Origin of the sequence: Duganella sp. 1411 (assembly GCF_017833525.1) — a bacterium.
Lineage (GTDB): Bacteria > Pseudomonadota > Gammaproteobacteria > Burkholderiales > Burkholderiaceae_D > Rugamonas.
This window is the reverse complement of the sequence record NZ_JAFICD010000001.1, coordinates 2,033,480-2,050,594: the sequence shown is the minus strand read 5'-3', so window position 1 is coordinate 2,050,594 and position 17,115 is coordinate 2,033,480. Positions and strand designations below refer to the sequence as shown.

15 protein-coding genes are annotated in these 17,115 nt (G+C 59.4%); 2 read left to right on the top strand and 13 right to left on the bottom strand.

All coding sequences use genetic code 11. The features are described 5' to 3' along the window. Positions 1 to 12: 12 nt before the first annotated feature. From JOD97_RS32980 to JOD97_RS08360, 10 genes are all read right to left on the bottom strand, one after another. Positions 13 to 144 (bottom strand): hypothetical protein, encoded by a 132-nt coding sequence (locus tag JOD97_RS32980; protein ID WP_255585136.1) that lies wholly within the window; start codon positions 142 to 144, stop codon positions 13 to 15. Positions 145 to 209: 65 nt separating this feature from the next. Beyond that, entirely contained in the window at positions 210 to 2,360 is a 2,151-nt protein-coding gene (locus JOD97_RS08400; protein WP_209715186.1) for a peptidase domain-containing ABC transporter, read from the bottom strand. 15 nt (positions 2,361 to 2,375) lie between these two features. After that, positions 2,376 to 3,647, bottom strand: coding sequence for an HlyD family secretion protein (locus JOD97_RS08395; RefSeq protein WP_209715183.1), 1,272 nt, complete (start codon positions 3,645 to 3,647; stop codon positions 2,376 to 2,378). A gap of 1,063 nt (positions 3,648 to 4,710) precedes the next feature. Next, a complete protein-coding gene (locus JOD97_RS08390) occupies positions 4,711 to 4,899 on the bottom strand; it encodes a hypothetical protein (RefSeq protein WP_209715181.1) in 189 nt (62 codons plus the stop codon). A 47-nt stretch (positions 4,900 to 4,946) separates the two neighbouring features. Further along, a complete protein-coding gene (locus JOD97_RS08385) occupies positions 4,947 to 5,114 on the bottom strand; it encodes a hypothetical protein (RefSeq protein ID WP_209715178.1) in 168 nt (55 codons plus the stop codon). Between the two features lie 168 nt (positions 5,115 to 5,282). Continuing rightward, a complete protein-coding gene (locus JOD97_RS08380; protein ID WP_209715176.1) occupies positions 5,283 to 5,444 on the bottom strand; it encodes a hypothetical protein in 162 nt (53 codons plus the stop codon). A 600-nt stretch (positions 5,445 to 6,044) separates the two neighbouring features. Continuing rightward, positions 6,045 to 7,640 carry an ATP-binding protein gene (locus JOD97_RS08375; protein ID WP_209715173.1) on the bottom strand — a complete coding sequence of 532 codons (1,596 nt, stop codon included), beginning with the start codon at positions 7,638 to 7,640 and terminating at the stop codon, positions 6,045 to 6,047. A 4-nt stretch (positions 7,641 to 7,644) separates the two neighbouring features. After that, positions 7,645 to 8,445 (bottom strand): alpha/beta fold hydrolase, encoded by an 801-nt coding sequence (locus tag JOD97_RS08370; protein WP_209715170.1) that lies wholly within the window; start codon positions 8,443 to 8,445, stop codon positions 7,645 to 7,647. Between the two features lie 163 nt (positions 8,446 to 8,608). Next, positions 8,609 to 9,376 (bottom strand): hypothetical protein, encoded by a 768-nt coding sequence (locus tag JOD97_RS08365; RefSeq protein ID WP_209715168.1) that lies wholly within the window; start codon positions 9,374 to 9,376, stop codon positions 8,609 to 8,611. Positions 9,377 to 9,592: 216 nt separating this feature from the next. After that, a complete protein-coding gene (locus tag JOD97_RS08360) occupies positions 9,593 to 10,084 on the bottom strand; it encodes a type VI secretion system tube protein Hcp (RefSeq protein ID WP_209715165.1) in 492 nt (163 codons plus the stop codon). Between the two features lie 351 nt (positions 10,085 to 10,435). Between JOD97_RS08360 and JOD97_RS08355 the strand changes: the two genes are divergently transcribed. Both JOD97_RS08355 and JOD97_RS08350 read left to right on the top strand, forming a co-directional pair. After that, complete coding sequence (locus JOD97_RS08355; RefSeq protein ID WP_209715162.1) at positions 10,436 to 10,819, top strand: glycoside hydrolase family protein; 384 nt, start codon at positions 10,436 to 10,438, stop codon at positions 10,817 to 10,819. 42 nt (positions 10,820 to 10,861) lie between these two features. Next, entirely contained in the window at positions 10,862 to 11,359 is a 498-nt protein-coding gene (locus tag JOD97_RS08350) for a hypothetical protein (RefSeq protein WP_209715159.1), read from the top strand. A gap of 426 nt (positions 11,360 to 11,785) precedes the next feature. On the opposite strand, the gene JOD97_RS08345 is transcribed toward JOD97_RS08350, so the two are convergent. From JOD97_RS08345 to JOD97_RS08335, 3 genes are all read right to left on the bottom strand, one after another. Then, positions 11,786 to 12,520 carry a GIY-YIG nuclease family protein gene (locus JOD97_RS08345; RefSeq protein WP_209715156.1) on the bottom strand — a complete coding sequence of 245 codons (735 nt, stop codon included), beginning with the start codon at positions 12,518 to 12,520 and terminating at the stop codon, positions 11,786 to 11,788. Between the two features lie 122 nt (positions 12,521 to 12,642). Continuing rightward, complete coding sequence (locus tag JOD97_RS08340; protein ID WP_209715153.1) at positions 12,643 to 13,776, bottom strand: DUF3800 domain-containing protein; 1,134 nt, start codon at positions 13,774 to 13,776, stop codon at positions 12,643 to 12,645. Positions 13,777 to 14,362: 586 nt separating this feature from the next. Beyond that, positions 14,363 to 16,969: an AAA family ATPase gene (locus JOD97_RS08335; protein WP_209715150.1), complete on the bottom strand. Its 2,607-nt coding sequence runs from the start codon at positions 16,967 to 16,969 to the stop codon at positions 14,363 to 14,365. Positions 16,970 to 17,115 lie beyond the last annotated feature (146 nt).

The following is a 17,115-nucleotide window of genomic DNA, read 5'->3' as shown; positions in this document are numbered from 1 at the left end:
TTTTTGGAACGTTTAACCGTAGTACCCGTACATGGCGCCCGCTATCGCGCCCGCCGCGCCCGCGGCCACGCCAACGGCCACAGCGGTCGATGGGTCGATGCCGCCCGCGACAGCGTTGATCTCGTCATGTGACATTTCAGTCATAAATTTTCCAATGGCTACTTTTGCTACCACAGCTGATCAGCGCTGTCCCGTCTTGCAAGGCCGCGCTATGCAACCTTTTGCTCGGTTTCAACCTGCGCGACGGCGATGGCCGAGTCGTGCACGACTTTTCCGCCCGTCAGTACGATCACGCGGCTGGCGGTGGCGATCGTTTCCGGGCGGTGCGCGATGATGATGCGGGTGATGTCGAGCGCCTTGACGGCCGCGTTGACCTCGTATTCCTTGGCGATGTCCAGATGGCTGGTGGCCTCGTCGAGGAACAGAATGCGGGGCCGCTTGTAGAGGGCGCGCGCCAGCAGCACCCGCTGTTTTTGCCCACCCGACAACACGGTGCCCATGTCGCCCACGAGCGTGCCGTAGCCCATCGGCATGGCGGCGATCTCCGGCGCGATGGCCGCCAGCCGCGCGCATTCCTCCACCCATGGCTGGTCGGCCTGCGAATCGAAGAAGCTGATGTTGTCGGCGATGGAACCGGCAAACAGCACGTCGTCTTGCAGCACGGTGCCGACCATCCCCCTCAGGGCGTCGATGCCCACTTGTTTGAGATTGGCGCCGCCGATCGACACCTCGCCTTCGGTCGCCGGCAGGATGCCCAGCAAGACATTCATCAGCGTGGTCTTGCCGCAGCCGGAGGGGCCGATGATGGCCACCGATTCGCCGGCCGCGATGTTGAGGTTGATGCCATCGATGACGTAGGGTTCCTGTTCGGCGTAGCGGTAGCGCAGAGCGCGGACCTCGATGTCCGCCCCCAGCGTGGCGTCCGGGCGCGCCTCGTGGGTGCCGTGGACGTCCTCCGGTTCGGTCAGCACGATGTCGGCCAGCCGCTCGCCCTGCAACTGCAGCATCTTCACTTCCATGAATTTGTCGATCAGCGAGCCGACGCGGGAATCGAACTGCCCCTTGTAGGCGTTGAAGGCCATCAACACGCCAACGCTGAAGTTGCCGTCCAAAACCATCTTGGCGCCGAGCCAGATGATCAGGATGTTTTCAATGCCAAACAGCACGCCGTTGAGCAACCGGTACAGCAGTTGCAGCTTTTGCATGCGGACGTCGGCGTTGATCTGGTCGACCAGCAAGGTCAGCCAGGTGGCGCGCCGCTCGTCCTGGCGTTGGAACAGCTTGATCGCCTTGACGCCGCGCACCGTTTCCAGGAAATGGCTCTGTTGCTTGGCCGCGTGGATGATTTGCTCCTCGGTCGCGTTGAGCAGCGGGCGATACCAGGCCCAGCGGGAGAGGGCGTACAAGGTCATGGCGCCGACCGCGATCCAGCCGAGCACCGCGCTGTAGATGAACATCACCACCAGCGTGACGACCGCCATGACGCCGTCGAGGATCGCTTCCAGGAACGAGGTGGTCAGCGTATGCTGGATTTGATCGATGGTGCCGAAGCGCGACACCACGTCGCCCAGGTGGCGCTTTTCGAAATACTGCATCGGCAGGCGGATCAGGTGGGTGAACACGTTGGCGCGCCATTGGATGTTCAGGGTCGTGCCCATGTACATGATCACCCACGAGCGGATCACGCTCACCGCCTGCTGCATGAGCATCAGCAGGCCGAAGCCGAGCGCGAGCGTGGTGAGCAGGTCGCGGTCGGCCGAGACGATGACGTTGTCCAACACCCACTGCAGGAAGAACGGGCTGACCAGCGCGAACACCTCGAGCGACACGGCCAGCAGCAGGATCTGGCTGAACGAGCGCGACAGGCCGGTGATGCGGCCGGTCAGGCTGCGCAGTCGCACCGCTTGCTTTTTTTCCTGCGGCTTGAAACTGGCGTTCGGCCACAGTTCAAGCGCCACGCCGGTGAAGGATTTGGACGCCACGTCGAGCGGCAGCTTGCGCGTACCGAAGGCCGGGTCGTGCACGGTGATGGACTTGGCGCCGACCTCCTTGAGCACGACGAAATGGTTGAAATTCCAATGCAGCACACAGGGCAGTTTTAAGCGCCCCAAATCTTCCATGTCGAGCTTGAGCGGGCGCGTGCCCAGCTCCATGCGGTTGGCTATTTTGATCAGATGCGCCAGCGTCGCCCCCTTGAGCGAGATCGGGAACTGGCGCCGCAGGCTGGCCAGGTCGGTGCGGTAGCCATGGTAGCCGGCGACCATGCCCAGGCAGGCCAGACCGCATTCGGTGGCCTCTGTTTGCAGAATCAGGGGCAGCTTGGCGCCGAAGCCAAAGCTGATATCGGAGAGGAAGGACATGCGATCTTTTTCTGGTTAGAGTTTGCCGGTCAGGCTGTACAGCGGTTCCAGCACCCACTCGTAGAGCCGCCGCCGCTCTTGCAGGATGTCGGCGTCGAGCGACATCCCAGCCTGCAGCATCTGCGGCTGGCCGTAGGCCGTCACGGCTTGGCTGGCCAGGTTGACGGTGATGCGGTATAGGGGTTCGCTGCCCACGGTGCCGTTGCCGGCCGAGTTGGTCATGCTGGCCAGCTCGTTACCGGATAGGGCCACCTTGGAGACGAAGGCGACCGTGCCCTGCGACTGGCCGAACTTCTGATACGGGTAGGCTTGATAGCGCAGCAGCACCTTGTCGCCGGGCTTGATGAAACCGATCGATTTGCTCGGCGCGTACAGTTGGGCCTGCAACGTCGCGCCGCGGGGGACGATGCTGACCAGGGGCTTGCTGCCGTCGATCATCTGGCCCACTTCAGCCGCGACCGCCGTGGCGATGCCGGCTTCGGGTGCGGTGATTTCCAACCGACGTTTGGCCTCGCTTTCGGTCAACTCCTGACCGAGGCTGGTGATACCGCGCTCGATCTGCGCGAGCTGGTTTTGGTGCCGCAGCGGCAAGCTGGTCAGCTCGTCGCGTTGACTGGTCAGGTCGCGGCCGATGTTGATGTGGTCACGCTCGAGCGCTTGCAGCCGTGCGCGCTGGTCGAGCAGGTCGGCCTGCTTTTGCTGCAGCTGTTCCTTGGAGATGAAGTTTTGCGCGGACAGGTCGCGCATGCGCACCACGGCGTCCTCGGCCAGTTTGACGCGGCTGGACTGGCCTTCGATCTGGCTGTCGATCTTGGCCAGCTCCGAGACCAGGCCGTCGATCTTCTTGACCAGCGCGGCGCGCTCGTCCTGCTGCAGGCGGCGCGTCTTGTCCAACTCGTCGAGCAGGGATTGCCGGCGGACCGTGACCTGCCTGCTGATGGAGGCCTGGATGCCCCCTTGGGCGCCGCTTTGACGCTCGCTCGACAGCACGTACAAGACGTCGCCCCGTTGGACGGCTTGTCCCTCGACCACGTTCTTGCGCTCGACGATGCCGAACTGCGGGGTGAAGACTTTCACCAGGCCCAGGTCGGGAAGCAGCAGTCCGGCGACGGCGGCGCGTTTGGTGTACGAGCCGAAAAAGAGGAAAACAATGATCAGGGAAGCGAGCGCCACGGCCACGGCGCACAGGAAGGAAAACGTGATGGGGCGCACCAGAACGATTTCACCGAGCCATTTGACTTGGCGGGCGTTCAGCGCCTCTGACCGGTACAACTGCTTGACACTCATAAGATTTGCTCGGGAAAAGCTGTTCGCGTAAGGCGATACTATGTATATGGTCAATAAGCGGCGTGTATGCTACAAATCAGCACACCGCGTAATGGACCGCGTCTCGATGATTGTTTATTTTTCTCTAATGGAAAACATTAACGATAGCCCCTCAACGCAAGCGCGAAGGGCCTGAAATTTTCAACTATCAAATTGATATTGATAGAGGATGTTATCAGGAAATATTTATGAAAATCTCTCACATTGTCACAACAGGAAAAAGCAAGCATGAAAACCTGGTTAATATCTGAGCCCAGCCTTTCCGCTACAGGTCATTCCGGTCAACGAAATTCTTTACTCAGGCGCCAATACTGGTAAAAACTGATCCCGGCACGACTGGGAGCATCAAGATAAAGATAGGCGGAAGGCATGTGCCTAAGAAAGGTTTGTTCTACCCGGGTTGAATTTCGGTAATAAGGGGGCCAGACATGCCCTAATTTTAACCAAAAGAAACCCGGATACACCAATGGTTGGTAGTCAGCAATTGTCCGTAACTTTTTATAGCGGCTCGGGCGGTACTATTATGGGCTGCCCATGGAATGGCGGCTTTACTGGGATGGGCGTGACGGGTGTATGTGGAATTTCGAGGCCGCCAATGGCTGATATCGAGGAAATTCCTTCTGCGCCGGAAATTACTGCGACTTCTTGCTCATGCAAATCACGCATTTTAACTCCTAAAAAATGTTGGAATGCCCCAACTGGCTCTACTCGTCGACTATTGCCTTAGTGGTAAAAATAATTTTATTGCTGCGCTTTTAGGATTATCACTAGGGCGGCTACTAGCAGAATGAATTCGAAGATTGCATACCAGTGTTTTTTCCTAATGTTGTAAATCTTGGTGTCGACGTCGGTGGTAGCGCGCCAGCGGAGCATGACAATGACGGCACAGACGATGATGGGAATTAGTCCTCGGAGGTTGTCCATAATATTCCTTTAATGTGACAGGGAGTGGCGTGATGGAATCCCCCCCGTCTTGCTTTGACGGAGGGGATGAGGGTTATCCCTTATCAATTTCCCGGTGCAATTATCCGAACAGGCCGGAACTAATGTAGAACAACCCGGCCGTGGCCAGCATTGCTGCGGATGCCTCAGGCCCAAAGATAAGGGCTGGTACGGCCAAGCCTGCTAGTACGTCCCCGGTTTTCGTCAGAATGGGAATGTCGCCATCGCCACCTGCGACCGCGTTAATTTCTTCGAAGCTCAGATCTTGCATAATTTTTATCTTTCAATGGATTGAAAAAAATAAATAGTGTGGGTCGCTCAACCGTAGATGATTAACCCAACGCCAACTATGGCAATAGCGGCGCCGACTGGGACGAAGCCTAACGTCGCAGCCGCACCACCGATGGCGACCACGCCAACGCCAATGGTGCTCACAGATAATGCACCGGAAACGGCATTGATTTCGTCAAAAGTTAGTTCAACCATATCTCTCCTCACTACTTCTTGCAGCTGGACAGCGCTGCCCCGTACTACTTGAACTCGATATTGCGGCACAAGACCCCAGCCGGCCTCACACCTAAATTTTTTCTGTTTCGCCGTGTGTCGCCGGGACAGCAATTGCTCTGGTAGTTGACAGGCGATCGGAAGCGGGTTTTATGTCCTCGGCACTGTCGGGAACTCATAGATGGGTGGCGGCATCGGAATAGTAATCACGATTGGCGCATGCGAGACTTCGATGCCGAGAATGATAGGTGTTGTAGAAAGCGCCCCAGCACCGGAAACTACTGCAACCTCGTTTTTATACAAATCACGCATTTAATTCTCCAAAAAATGTTGACATCTCCAAGCGGACCCGCTTGCACGAGTTTTTTTTCGATTCCCAAGGATATGGCTGTGCATCCTATCAGGAAAAGTGGGTATGAAACTATCACAATGTAACTATCAGAATTATTTTAAATACCCGTCAATTGTCTGCGAACGAACCCGTCCCTGCCCACGTTCCGGGCGGATTTAAACACTGGGTAACACCAATGCACAGTTTCGGGTTGTTTTGACGCCTAAATCACGATTGGACGTGGTGTTCCACTTTTGCGGAACAAGAGGTTAGCGCGACCAATAGTCATTACCACATTTTAACGGATGATAATGGCGGGCTGACCTTCTTTTAGCGGAGGGCGGAGAGTCCGTATAGCGAGCGTTTAGTAAACGATAGAAATCTACGACTTTCATTTTGTTTCAGTGTCTCCATACATATTTATTATTTTGTAATTTATTATCGACCTGAAACCAGTTTAACTTCAATTATGAAATTGACCAAGTGGCGTAATGAAATTTCGTTTTTGGCGCGCCCGATGCCCGACGGTGTCCGGCGGATTGCGCCGCGCCTGTCCGCCCTGTGATCGGAATCCGCTCGCGTTAGCGAACTGCGGAGGCGCCCGTCATCAGCGGCCGCAGCTGCTGGTCCAGTTTCATGAAATCGAGCGGCTTGGTGAAGTGCAGGTCGAAGCCGGCGTCCCTGGCGGCCTGCTTGTCCGATTCCTGGCCCCAGCCAGTCGCCGCGACCAGCACGATGGCGCTTCCCCACGGCTCGCCGCGGATTTTGCGCGCCAGCTCATAGCCGTTCATGTCCGGCAGGCCGATGTCGAGGATGGCGGCGCCGGGCGGCGACTGGCCGATCACGCGCAAGGCGTCGCGCCCCGTGTTGGCGACCACCGGCAGGTAACCCAGCATCTCCATTGCCGCCGCCAGCGTTTCGGCCGCGTCGACATTGTCGTCGACGATGACCACGCTCGCCGGCTGGCTGGCGGCCGTGGTCGGCGCGATGGGTTCCACGGCCACCGTGGCCGCCGGCGCTTCGATCAACGGCAGGCGCACGGTGAAGCAGCTGCCCTGTCCCACGCCCGCGCTCCGGGCGGAGACCTCGCCGCCATGCAGCGCGACCAGCCCCTTGACCAGCGACAGGCCGATCCCCAAGCCGCCCTGGGCCCGGTCCAGCGCCGGCGTCAGTTGCGAGAACATGTCGAAAATATTGTCGAGCTGGTCGGCGGGGATGCCCATGCCGTCGTCGGTCACCTCGATCACCGCGCCGCCGTCGACTATCCTGGCCACCAGGTCGATGTACGCGCCCGAGTGGCTGTATTTGCTGGCGTTGTTGAGCAGATTGGCGACGATCTGCGTCAGCCGCGCCCGGTCGACGTTGCCCCAGATCGGGTAGGGCGGCAGGTCGACGCGCAACGATTGGCCGGCCGCGTGGATCGACGACAGCGCCTCCTCCGCCACGAAGCGCAGCGCCTGCACCAGGTCGGCCGGTTCCAGCCGCAGGTCGATCTTGCCCTGGCTGATGCGCGAGACGTTCATCAGGTCGTCGACCAGCCGGGTCATCTGCGTCACCTGGCGCGTCAGCACCGCCAGCTCGCGCGCCGACGGCGGCGCGTCGGCGCCGCGCAGCTCCATCGTGGCGATCACGTTCGACAGCGGCGCCAGCGGGTTGCGCAGTTCGTGCGCCAAGGTCGCCAAAAACTCGTCCTTGCGGCGGTCCTCGGCGGCCATGGCCTCGTTGGCCTGCCGCAGCCGGTTTTGCGCCAGTTCCAGGTCGTTGGCGGCGGCTTCCGCCTTAGCGCGCGCGGCCAGGATCTCGCGCTCGTAGAGCTTGCGGTCGCTGGCCATCAGCACCGCGATCTCATCCTGCAGCACGCCGTTGCGTTCGCGCCGGATGGCGCTGAGCATCATCGGCACGCGCCGCCCGTCCTTGTGCAGCAGGTCGAGCTGGACCTCGGAGACCGATCCCTGTATTTGCAGCAGCGGCGTCCAGTGGGTTTGCAGGAACACGCGCGCGCCCATCGGCATGAGTTCGGGCAAGCGTTTATGGGCCACCAGCTCGGACGGCTCGTAGCCGATCCAGCGCGACAAGGTGGCGTTGACTCGCATGACCGTGCCGTCGGCGGCGGCGATCAGCAGGCCGCACGGCGCATCCTCCCACAGGTCCCAGCCGGAGCTGCGTCGCTCGCGCATGGCGTCAGCGGGGCGCGGCCAGGAAGGCGCGCATGGCGTCGATGCTGGCGGCGGGCGCGCTCAGGTGCGGGCAGTGGCCGGTGTTCTCGATCATCGCCAGCGCGCTGCCGGGAATGGCGCGATGAATGAAGTCGCCAACCTCCCTGGGGGCGATCAGGTCGTCGCTGCATTGCAGGATCAGGGTCGGAATGGTCGACTTGGCCAGGTCGGCGCGGTGGTCCGACAGGAACGTGACGCGGGCGAAGTGCTTGGCGATGTCGGGATCGGTGCGGCAAAAGCTGTTGGTCAGCTCCTCGCCCAGCGCCGGCCGGTCGGGCGCGCCCATGATGGCAGGGGCCATGGTGCTGGACCAGCCGAGGTAATTGCCGGCCATCGTGTCGAGCAGGTCGTCGATGTCCTCGCGCGAGAAGCCGCCGCGGTAGTCGGCGTCGTCGATGTAGCACGCCGACGGGCCGACCATGATCTGCGCGGTGAACTTGTGCGGCGCGCCGTTCGAGGCGAGCAGCCCGATCATCGAGCTGACCGAGTGGCCGACGAAGACCACCGGCCCGTTGCCGCAGTGGTCGACGATCTCGACGAGGTCGTCGGCGTAGCCCTGCAGCGTGCCGTATTTGGCCTTGTCGTAGGCCGACAGGTCCGAGCCGCCGCTGCCGACCAGGTCGAACAACACCATGCGGAACTGGTCGCGGAACGCCGGCACCAGGTGGCGCCACATGCTCTGGTCGCAGCCGAAGCCGTGGGCCAGCACCATGGTCGCTTCGCCGTCGCCGAGTATCTTGATGTTGTTGCGCTTTTGCAGGTGCATTGGTCGATCCTGGTGTGGGTTGCTTCTGGCCGGCTTGGGAGGGGCAAAGGATATCATCAAACGCCGTGACTGGCGGTGCGATAGCCGGTCGTGCGGGGCCTACGGCAATGAAAAAGCCGTTGATTCCTTTGCAAGAATCAACGGCTTTCTACCGCTTCGGCAATCAACACGGCACGGCTGACGTCGCCGAGCCCAGCGCATGCAACACCAGGTTCACAACGCGCGTGGCAACGCGCGCGCGGTTGAGCAGCACGTCGGCAAATAGCAGCGCCATCCCCAGCAGATAGGCGAAGTAGGCCAGCCCGACATAGTCGTTGAAGACGATCGTGCGGAGCCAGTCCTGGCCGAGCAGATATAGGCCGCCAGTGACCAGCGCCGCCGCCGTCAGCGCCACCGCTGGAAGCAATAATTGCATCGTGGCGCGAGGGCGGGACGCGGCGATCAGCCCCAATGCGGCGAACGCAAGGGCATTCGCGGCGGTGAAGATGCGAAACTCGCGCAGCAGGCTTGCCGCGACTGTCGAGTAAGTGGACTCGATCAACGCGGCCAGCCGTTCCCGCGTGTGCAGCAGGGAGTGCAGGCGCTGGCGCTCGAAAACCTGGACGGCGTCGGCAAGGCGCGCGCGGCATGGGCAGTCTGGGCGCACCATCTCGGCGACGACCGCCGCGACCTTGGCCGGGACGTCCGCGCGCAGCCGTTCCCGGGCCTGTGCCACCTGTGCGTCGGTGCCGCCCAGCGCGCGCTGCGCCGCCGCGACCAGGCGCGAGTTGAGCAACGAGTCAACCTTCTCCGTGCTCTCGCGCTCGACCTGGATACGGATCACTTCCCGCATGGCCGACTCGATCAGGCGCGGGTTGGCATAGGAGAGCAGCAGGGCGCTGCCGAACAAGGCCGCGCAGAGGACCCCGAGGACCACGATGGCTCGTTGCATGTCGATGTGATGGTTGCTTGAAACCGGTGCAGCTTAACAGAGATGTATCGTTGACAAATACGCACATTCTCACCGCGCGAAGGGTGTTGGCTTGCCGCATTTGAATCTGGTTGCGGGACGGAGAGGTGCCAGGAACGCATGAGATGTGCGATGACCGTCAGGCGAAACACAGCTTCGAGCGGGCGGGTGAGGGTTCAAAAGACGTGCCTCGGAGCTTCAGGCGATCCTGTTCGTCGACAAGTCCCAGCCCCCGGCGGTGTTGCCGGCCGATCCGCCGGAAATGTCCTGCCGCGTGTAGCGCCACTTGATCTTCGAGTATTTCAGAGCGACATGCTCCCCGAGGATGTCGCCCTCGCACACGCGAGGCGACACGCCGCCGATCAGCACGTTCTCCAAGGCAATCTCGAAATACTTGACCCGCTCGCCCATCGCGTCGGCGCGCATAAACTCAATCGTCGCGCTCGCGATGGTCTTGCCCGACGAGCAGTTTTGCAGCAGTAGCGGCGAAGACAGGTCCGCGAGCTTGGATATCACAATGTCGCCGTGCTCGCTCCGCTCGGCCGTGTGGCCGCCGCTGGTTGATGCCGTCGCCGACTTGGGCTGTGACAGCTCCCACCGGACGGACTTGCACTCGATCCAATCCTTGTGGCGGTCGTCGTTCGACTCGCCCTTGATGCCGTCGATGCGCAGATAGACGTCGATCGCCATGGTTTTTTCCTTTGGTTAGGCGCGACGGTGCCGCGCGCCATGCGATTATTTGCCGGCCGGAGTCAACCTCCGTTGAGGATGCTCAACGGATCGCCCTTGCGCGGCGTCAGGGCGGGCGCGGATTGGCGGACGTAAAGTTTGGCGTGGCCGCCCTGGAATGCGGCCGCGCCGATTTCAATCACCCGCTAACCGCCTCGAGGAAACCATGCCCGACGATGACTTAAATGCGCAGAAGGTCGACAACAGCAAGCTGCGCATGAGCGCCGCCGCCAGGGCGCGCATGCGGGCACGCGAGGACCCGAAATACCATTATTACGACGACGGCGGCAGGCCCGGCCGAGGAAACTGCACATGGGGCATCGGGACGCTCGCCACAGGGGCGCCTGCACCGACGAGGAGCTCAAGCGGGAGGTCGGCCCAGCAGAAGTCGAGGCGGCCTTCGCGGAGCACGTAGCGGACGCGGAGAGGACCGTCCGCAGGAAGGTGCCAAACAAGGCGTTGAGCCAAGATCAGTTCGACGCACTGGTTAGTTTCGTCTACAACGCGGGTTGGAAAGGCTCCGAGAACGTCCTGTCGCTCGTCGACGACGGGGACTTCAAGGAGGCGGCTGCGGCGATCTCCCGAACGATTTACATGACAGTCAAGACGCGCAGGGGATCGAAGCAGGTCGTGGCGCGCGGGCTCATCGGAAGGCGCGCGGAGGAGAGTGCGCCGTTCCGGACTACGGCGAGGTAGCGCGCTTCGCCGCCACATAGAACCATTAAAAAGGGGATCGTCATGCGACTCGCTGGATTGCTTTCAAAGGTGCGTCTAGGCGCCGCGCTGTGCGCGTTGGCGCCGCTCCTGCTCGCCCCAATGTCCGCCTGGCCAGCCGAGCCGCCGGCGCCGGCCGAGGCGAACGCCGACATCTATGGGACATGGCGGCTGGCCAAGGTGCTCGGCTCGGCCGACATCGCCGCGATGTCCGACCGCCAAGCCCAAGCCATGATCGGCAAGGAGGTGGTGATCGCGAAGGATAGATTCAAGATCGGCAACCGGACCTGCAGGCGACCGACTTACGAGCGCAGCGTTGAGGACCTCGTTAAATCGTTTCGAGAGCAGGGCCACGTGAGCTCCGCGAACATGGGGCTCCCCGATCCGGTAACGGCCATCGACGCCCGCTGCACCCATCTCTACCTTAAGGCCCCCGGCCGCATCGTTGTCCACTGGGACGGATTCTATTTCGACGCGATCAAGGCGGCACGCGGAGTTCGGCCTCGGCCGACGCGGCACTGATCTTCGAGATCGAAGGGGCGAAGTGGCGGTGCTTACAGCACGCGCGCAGGAGCAATGCCGTCAGCCTGCCAAAGAATGCGCCGAAGAGCGCAACAACGAGAGCAGAGCGGCATGGGAGCAACCAAAGTGGATTCCAATTTGGCCGACACCCCGCAGGCCTGGCCGGCACGCGATGGCGCGCGGCTTCGCCAAGGCTACACCGATGCCGTTGGCGGCGACGAGCTGATGTTCTTGGATGGGCACGACGACGCTATCATCGGCATAGCTGAGCGAGATGGCGAGGCCTGCGTCGACTATGACCCGGAAGATCATTCAAGCACTGCGGCGCCGGAACGACATGGACAAGGACGGCGCCGCCGAGTTCTTCGAATACAACATCGCCGGAAGTTGGCTAGGTGCTGGAAGTCCGATCTTCGCAACGCGCCTTTAACGGGCAGCTTTCTTTTTCAAATTGGCCGCCTTCGTCTTGGCGGCCTTTCTCGCGCTTTTCGCGAACTTCTCCATCTTGTAATTCAACATGTCGTTCGGGAATGCCCTGATCAGCAAAGCCTCCAAGTCATCCACCATTTCAGGCAAGACTTCATAAGCGCTGAAATATGCTGCCAGATCGTAAAGCTTCAACATGGTGTCCGTTGGTTGGCGGACCTTGATGTGGGCGGATTTAAAACTCACATCCCTTGTCGGGTGGCGGACCAAGGTCATGATTTGTCCGCTTCGATGCCGGTTGAAGGCCAGATTCATTTCTTTCCAAATATTCTGTTTCTTGGTTTGTCCTGCATACAGCGCTCGGCCTCGGGTATCGTAAAAAATATAAAGCCCTGACTTCGCATTTGTAAGCATTTCGCACAGGCCCTGCAAATGTTTGCCGCAATCGTCGCCGGTGTCGAAGACTTGAAGATAATTTCCTGAGCGGCCGACCGCCACTGCTTCGATCGGAAAGAATTCGACTATGGGCTTGATCGCATGTGAGTGAACATGCACTGTCGCCGCCTTGTGTGCATTGTTGATCGCATTGGCCACCTGCAGCGCGGTGAGCAATGTTTCATCTCTGCGCCAACGATGAAGCGCATGCGGCTTTATGCCGAGGATCGAAGCCAGCGCTGTGTCGCTGACGGTTCCCATTTTGTTGGACAAGTGGCGGAGAAGTTCAGTTGATTTCATGATCGCGTCGGCCTTCCATTGGTCTCGTATTGTTTAAGGATGCTCGAAGTATTTCGGCTTCTAGTCGATGACGTCGAACGGAACATCTCGCTGGGCGTGCCTTCTATTGGCGGCGCGTCAATTCAGTCTTCGAGAAGGTGCGGTGGCGGCGCTCGGCCTAATAGGAATGAGTCGCTCTTCCAGTCACTGTCCAGAGTGGTGATTCGGTGAAGCAGCCCATTGCTGGTCTCGTCAGAAATGTCGATCATAGTCGCAAACAATTTCAAGGTGCTTGCTTGCGTTTTAGTGAGAGCCTTGCGCTTGCTGAGCAGCACCGACATGGGCGTCTTCTCTATGAACGTAAAATATTTCCCCAAAAAGCCGACGACAATGTCTGATAGTTGGACTTCGGCAGACGACTTCGAATCGACGAAAGAGAAGTCAACTTCGCGGTCTCCATTCATCAACTGGAATTTTTCTATAGAACCCTGTATCTCATACTCCTCGTCCAGCACATGCCGCGCGTTTCTGAACGTGCAGATCCTGTCGAGAAAAAAGCCACTGAATCCGTCAATGAGTTCGTTTGGGGTCTCGTCAACCAAGAAGGCCAGTTTGGGCAACGATCGCGCGCGCCCCAATAGATCATTCAACATCCTAGTTGCGTTATTCGGACGGAGCGGCCAATGCCTTTGGGCGACTGCTCGTATCTCGGTCATGAACTCGTTTGTTTTGCTCCGGTCGATGTCGGGAAAGCCGTAGCTTCTGAGCATCGCCAAGAAGGCTGGGAGATCGGCGATGGCCATTCGATGAAATTCGTTCTTGATCTCGCGATGAAAAGGCAGAAAATCCTCGAACCGGTCATCGGCCACCAAAGATTCGATGATATCCAAGATGAACCAATTCAAGATATTGACGTTGACGTAGTGGATGCCGATGCCGCGCGCCGCAAGCCATTCAAACACCTTGTTCAACTTGGTCGAATCCAGCACCTTTTCGAAGTCGCCTTTTGCCACCAAATCAAATTTGATTTCCTCGGCGGTCTTTTGAATCCATAGGAGCTTTCTAAGCTCTGCGATGTCTCCGACTGATTGCCCTAGCTTCAGGACGATCCCTCCAAGCACGAAGTTGTCATGCTTTGCCACATTCAAGCCATTTTCCGTGAGGCGCAGTTTTCTGACATTGTTCGTCTCATCGTAATAGAGCGCCAATTGGGCGTCGGTCCCATACAGCGTTGGGTTGTCATTGCCAAACGTTGCCGCTTCGATTTTGATTTTCATAATCGTTTTCAAGTAGTGCATGGGGGCGATAGCACGCGCGCGCTTGCCCGGCGAGCATACGCCAGGTTCATAACCGAGCCATTATTTCGCCAACAGTCGCCCATCGATTTATCAGCGGGGACAGGAGGCCGGGCGTTACGGCCACTAGGCTTTAATGCCTGCCAGTGCTGATCGAGCCTTTCGCGTCGTCGTCCTCGAGAACAAAATTTACTTCCTGAGCCAAAGTTTTTTTAGCAACGTCATATTGAAACTGAGCTGCTTCGCTGCCGCCTCTAGCCCAAGTCTTCCGGCGATGCCACCTCGTTTCCCATAAGGTAGTCGCCGATCACTTGTCCGCAGCCTCCGCCGGCCCGTGGAGCACGTAGACTTATTGGAGCCACCGTCGATTGCCGACGGTTCTAAGCGCGAGCATGAGCTCTTCGACTGATGTCCCGCCGAACTTCAATGCCATCCAAGTGCCCCTCGATCTGCAAATAAGAAAGCAATTGTGCAATCGTGTAAATCGGGTCCACAGCGGATTTTCGGGTCATCGGCATAGCGTCTCCATGGTCAGTCAAGGGGTGGAAGTCATTCAACATCGTGAAGTTTATTTTTTCTTATTGAGCCGGTCCGAGGCGGCTTTGCGCCAATCATCCAAGACCTTGATGTCTTGCTCAATCTCCGGCGGAAGGGGGATGGCGAGATTGGCTTGGATTGCCCCGTCATGTCCGGTGTAGTTGGAGCACTTGCCCATGTTCTTCATGATAGTCTCAACGTCGGCCGGCGCGACCGTCACCTTGCTGAGGCGGTTCGTCTCCACGCCCTTGCGGAATCGCAGCACCACGTTGTTGAACAACAGCTCTTCAACGGCGCGCTCCCAGGACATGCGAAGGTGAGCGTATATGTCGCGCGCCTCACGCTTGTATCCCTTGTCTTCGCCCTCTTTGTGCAGCTTCGTTGCTGCAACCAGCATCACGCGCAAGATGCCGACCCTGTCCTTGGTCGAAGCGCCCTCGAATGGCATGGATTCGTCAGCAACGCCATAGCCCGCAGGAGCTCTTCGCAGGCTACGACATGCCGGCTCCATGTCCAGCGAGCGGGCTTCATGCACCAATACGTTCAGGAAGAACAAATCGTGAGTGAAGACGATGACTTGGCGGGAAAGCGCCTCCTTCGCGATGCGGCGCGCCACATATTCGCGTCGTGAGTGGTCGAGCGAGGACACTGGGTCGTCGAACACCATGCCTCCCAATCCTTTGCCCAAGCCGACTTCAGCCAAGAAGGATGCGATCGCGATGGCCCGTTGCTCGCCTTCGCTGAGAATCTCGGTGGCGTCGCGCTTGCCCAGCATTTCCAGCGCAAGTTTGAATTGAGCCTTGCCTTTGGCCGAGGCCGGCTTCATCACCACTTTCAACTCATGGACGTTAAGGCTTTCCAATTCAGCGTTGAGCGCGGCGACGACTTCCTTTGTGGCCATCGTGTCAGAAAGCGTCGTTGCCTTCTTGGAGATTGGCGTGGTGCCGCCAGCCGCCGTCATGCATGAACTAAGCTTGCCAGTCAGGACATGCTTTTCGATGGCGAGCATTACAGCCGCTTTCAACTCGGACAGGCGGCGGCAGGCATCAAGCTCATCGCGATCCGCAATCATCTTCGCGCGTCCGGCCTCGTCCAGCGTCGCCTCCAAGGCGTCCGCCTCGGCGATGAGTTGGTCCTTCAAAAGAACGAGCGCGGGCGCAGGGCTCTCGATCAACTGAACCAAGTTTGCCCAGTCGCCGGCTGGCAGACACGCGGCCAACATTGAAGAGCGCCGGTCAGTCAGCCATTTTTGTATGCCGGCGCAGCCTTCGGCCAGCGCTTGATCCCGGGCGGCGATCTCATTGTTCAAGATCTCGTCGATCAACAGGTCCAAGTTGGCGAGCTTGATGGCCGAGATGGCGACATCGGCGGCATCCTTCGCCGTCTTGGCCTCCTGCTCAGTTTTACGCTCGACAAACTCGTCGAACATGACGAGCCGCTCGGCGCCTTCTGCGCCGAGAGTGTTTTGACACAATGGACACGCGGACTCAGGTCCAAGATGCGGAAATTTCTTGCCTGGATGCGACTCGGCGGCGAACGACCGCGCCGCCTTGAACAGCTTTTTCCAAGCCTCTTCGCCGGTGCCTGGCAATTGGCCCGGCGTCTCCCTGAACGCCTTGCTTGCGAGCTCAGCCGCGTCCTTCGCAACGCTTGCGGTGTGGACCGCCGCGACCAGCACGACGAGGGGCGTGTCATCAACTAGGGCGATTGCCGTGTCAATTCTGGTGGCCAAGCCTTCGAATCGAGTGGCTTGATTCCTGAGCGTCTGAGCTTTAAGCTTGGGATCGGCTTCGCTAAGCGCGGCCACAATCTTTGCGTGCTCGGCTTTCTTCTCCTCCGACCACATCGCGAGGGCGTCGACATCAGCGGGCTTGGTCTTGGCGGAGAGGGCGGACAGCAAGGTTCCCACTTTGGTCTTGGTTTGGCCCAGTTCGGCGAACAGGGCCGAGTCGGGCGTGTTCTGCCCGTGCTCCTTGGTAGCCATTGCCTTCAACGTCCCGAGGGTATCCACCAATTTTTTGAGGATATCCAAACCGTAGGGAACGTAGGCGAAATCGCCGTGGTTGTCCAAGTAGGCGCGAGCGCAATGTGAATCGAAGATGGCGATGGACGACAACTCCGCTGGGGACACTTGCCCCGATTGCCATTGGACTTCGTGCTCGACGCCGTCCACGTGCAGTTCGAAGGTCGCTTGTGGAGGGCCGGCTTTTCCAGGCTCCTCGTTGGCGTTGGGCAGGATGGGCTCGCGCCGGTCGCGAGCGCGACAAGCATGCTTGAAGACGCGGGAATATCCCGACTTGCCCGAGCCGTTCTCGCCATAGATGACTGTGAGCCCCTTCACCGAGAGAGAGAGGCGCTGGTCGCCCGCCAACGCATTCACATTGCTCAGGTTTTTGATCGCCCCGATTTGGATGTGCTGCCCGACTGCTGGCTGGACCGCGACTTCGCCGGCCGCGAGCTTGTTCGCCGCGCGGTTCTCCGGGTCGGCAATCTTATGGGCCGCTTTGAGCAGCGCATATACGTCGTCGTGATCTTGCTGCGTCAGTTCTCCTTGTGCGTATATCTTTGCGATGGCGTGCTGCTGCCAAGCCGGCAGCTCCTCGGACCATTTTTGAATCTCCTGCAGTATCGTTGCCATGTGCGCCTTGGACGGTGGAAATATGGTTTTGTCTTTTGGATAATGGTATTCCATTTCAACAACGTCGGGAGACAAACATGCAAGAGGCTGAAAGCCGCCACAAAAATAGCTTCGCCTGCCACTCCTCTCCTATGGAGAGGAGTGGT

What these genes read in the sequence shown, in the direction of transcription:
- JOD97_RS08370 (WP_209715170.1), bottom strand. Translation starts at nt 8,445, where the DNA reads ATGCACCTGCAAAAGCGCAACAACATCAAGATACTCGGCGACGGCGAA.
- JOD97_RS08340 (WP_209715153.1), bottom strand. Translation starts at nt 13,776, where the DNA reads ATGAAAATCAAAATCGAAGCGGCAACGTTTGGCAATGACAACCCAACG.
- JOD97_RS08335 (WP_209715150.1), bottom strand. Translation starts at nt 16,969, where the DNA reads ATGGCAACGATACTGCAGGAGATTCAAAAATGGTCCGAGGAGCTGCCG.
- JOD97_RS08350 (WP_209715159.1), top strand. Translation starts at nt 10,862, where the DNA reads ATGCGACTCGCTGGATTGCTTTCAAAGGTGCGTCTAGGCGCCGCGCTG.
- JOD97_RS32980 (WP_255585136.1), bottom strand. Translation starts at nt 144, where the DNA reads ATGACTGAAATGTCACATGACGAGATCAACGCTGTCGCGGGCGGCATC.
- JOD97_RS08385 (WP_209715178.1), bottom strand. Translation starts at nt 5,114, where the DNA reads ATGGTTGAACTAACTTTTGACGAAATCAATGCCGTTTCCGGTGCATTA.
- JOD97_RS08395 (WP_209715183.1), bottom strand. Translation starts at nt 3,647, where the DNA reads ATGAGTGTCAAGCAGTTGTACCGGTCAGAGGCGCTGAACGCCCGCCAA.
- JOD97_RS08355 (WP_209715162.1), top strand. Translation starts at nt 10,436, where the DNA reads ATGGGGCATCGGGACGCTCGCCACAGGGGCGCCTGCACCGACGAGGAG.
- JOD97_RS08380 (WP_209715176.1), bottom strand. Translation starts at nt 5,444, where the DNA reads ATGCGTGATTTGTATAAAAACGAGGTTGCAGTAGTTTCCGGTGCTGGG.
- JOD97_RS08390 (WP_209715181.1), bottom strand. Translation starts at nt 4,899, where the DNA reads ATGCAAGATCTGAGCTTCGAAGAAATTAACGCGGTCGCAGGTGGCGAT.
- JOD97_RS08365 (WP_209715168.1), bottom strand. Translation starts at nt 9,376, where the DNA reads ATGCAACGAGCCATCGTGGTCCTCGGGGTCCTCTGCGCGGCCTTGTTC.
- JOD97_RS08375 (WP_209715173.1), bottom strand. Translation starts at nt 7,640, where the DNA reads ATGCGCGAGCGACGCAGCTCCGGCTGGGACCTGTGGGAGGATGCGCCG.
- JOD97_RS08345 (WP_209715156.1), bottom strand. Translation starts at nt 12,520, where the DNA reads ATGAAATCAACTGAACTTCTCCGCCACTTGTCCAACAAAATGGGAACC.
- JOD97_RS08360 (WP_209715165.1), bottom strand. Translation starts at nt 10,084, where the DNA reads ATGGCGATCGACGTCTATCTGCGCATCGACGGCATCAAGGGCGAGTCG.
- JOD97_RS08400 (WP_209715186.1), bottom strand. Translation starts at nt 2,360, where the DNA reads ATGTCCTTCCTCTCCGATATCAGCTTTGGCTTCGGCGCCAAGCTGCCC.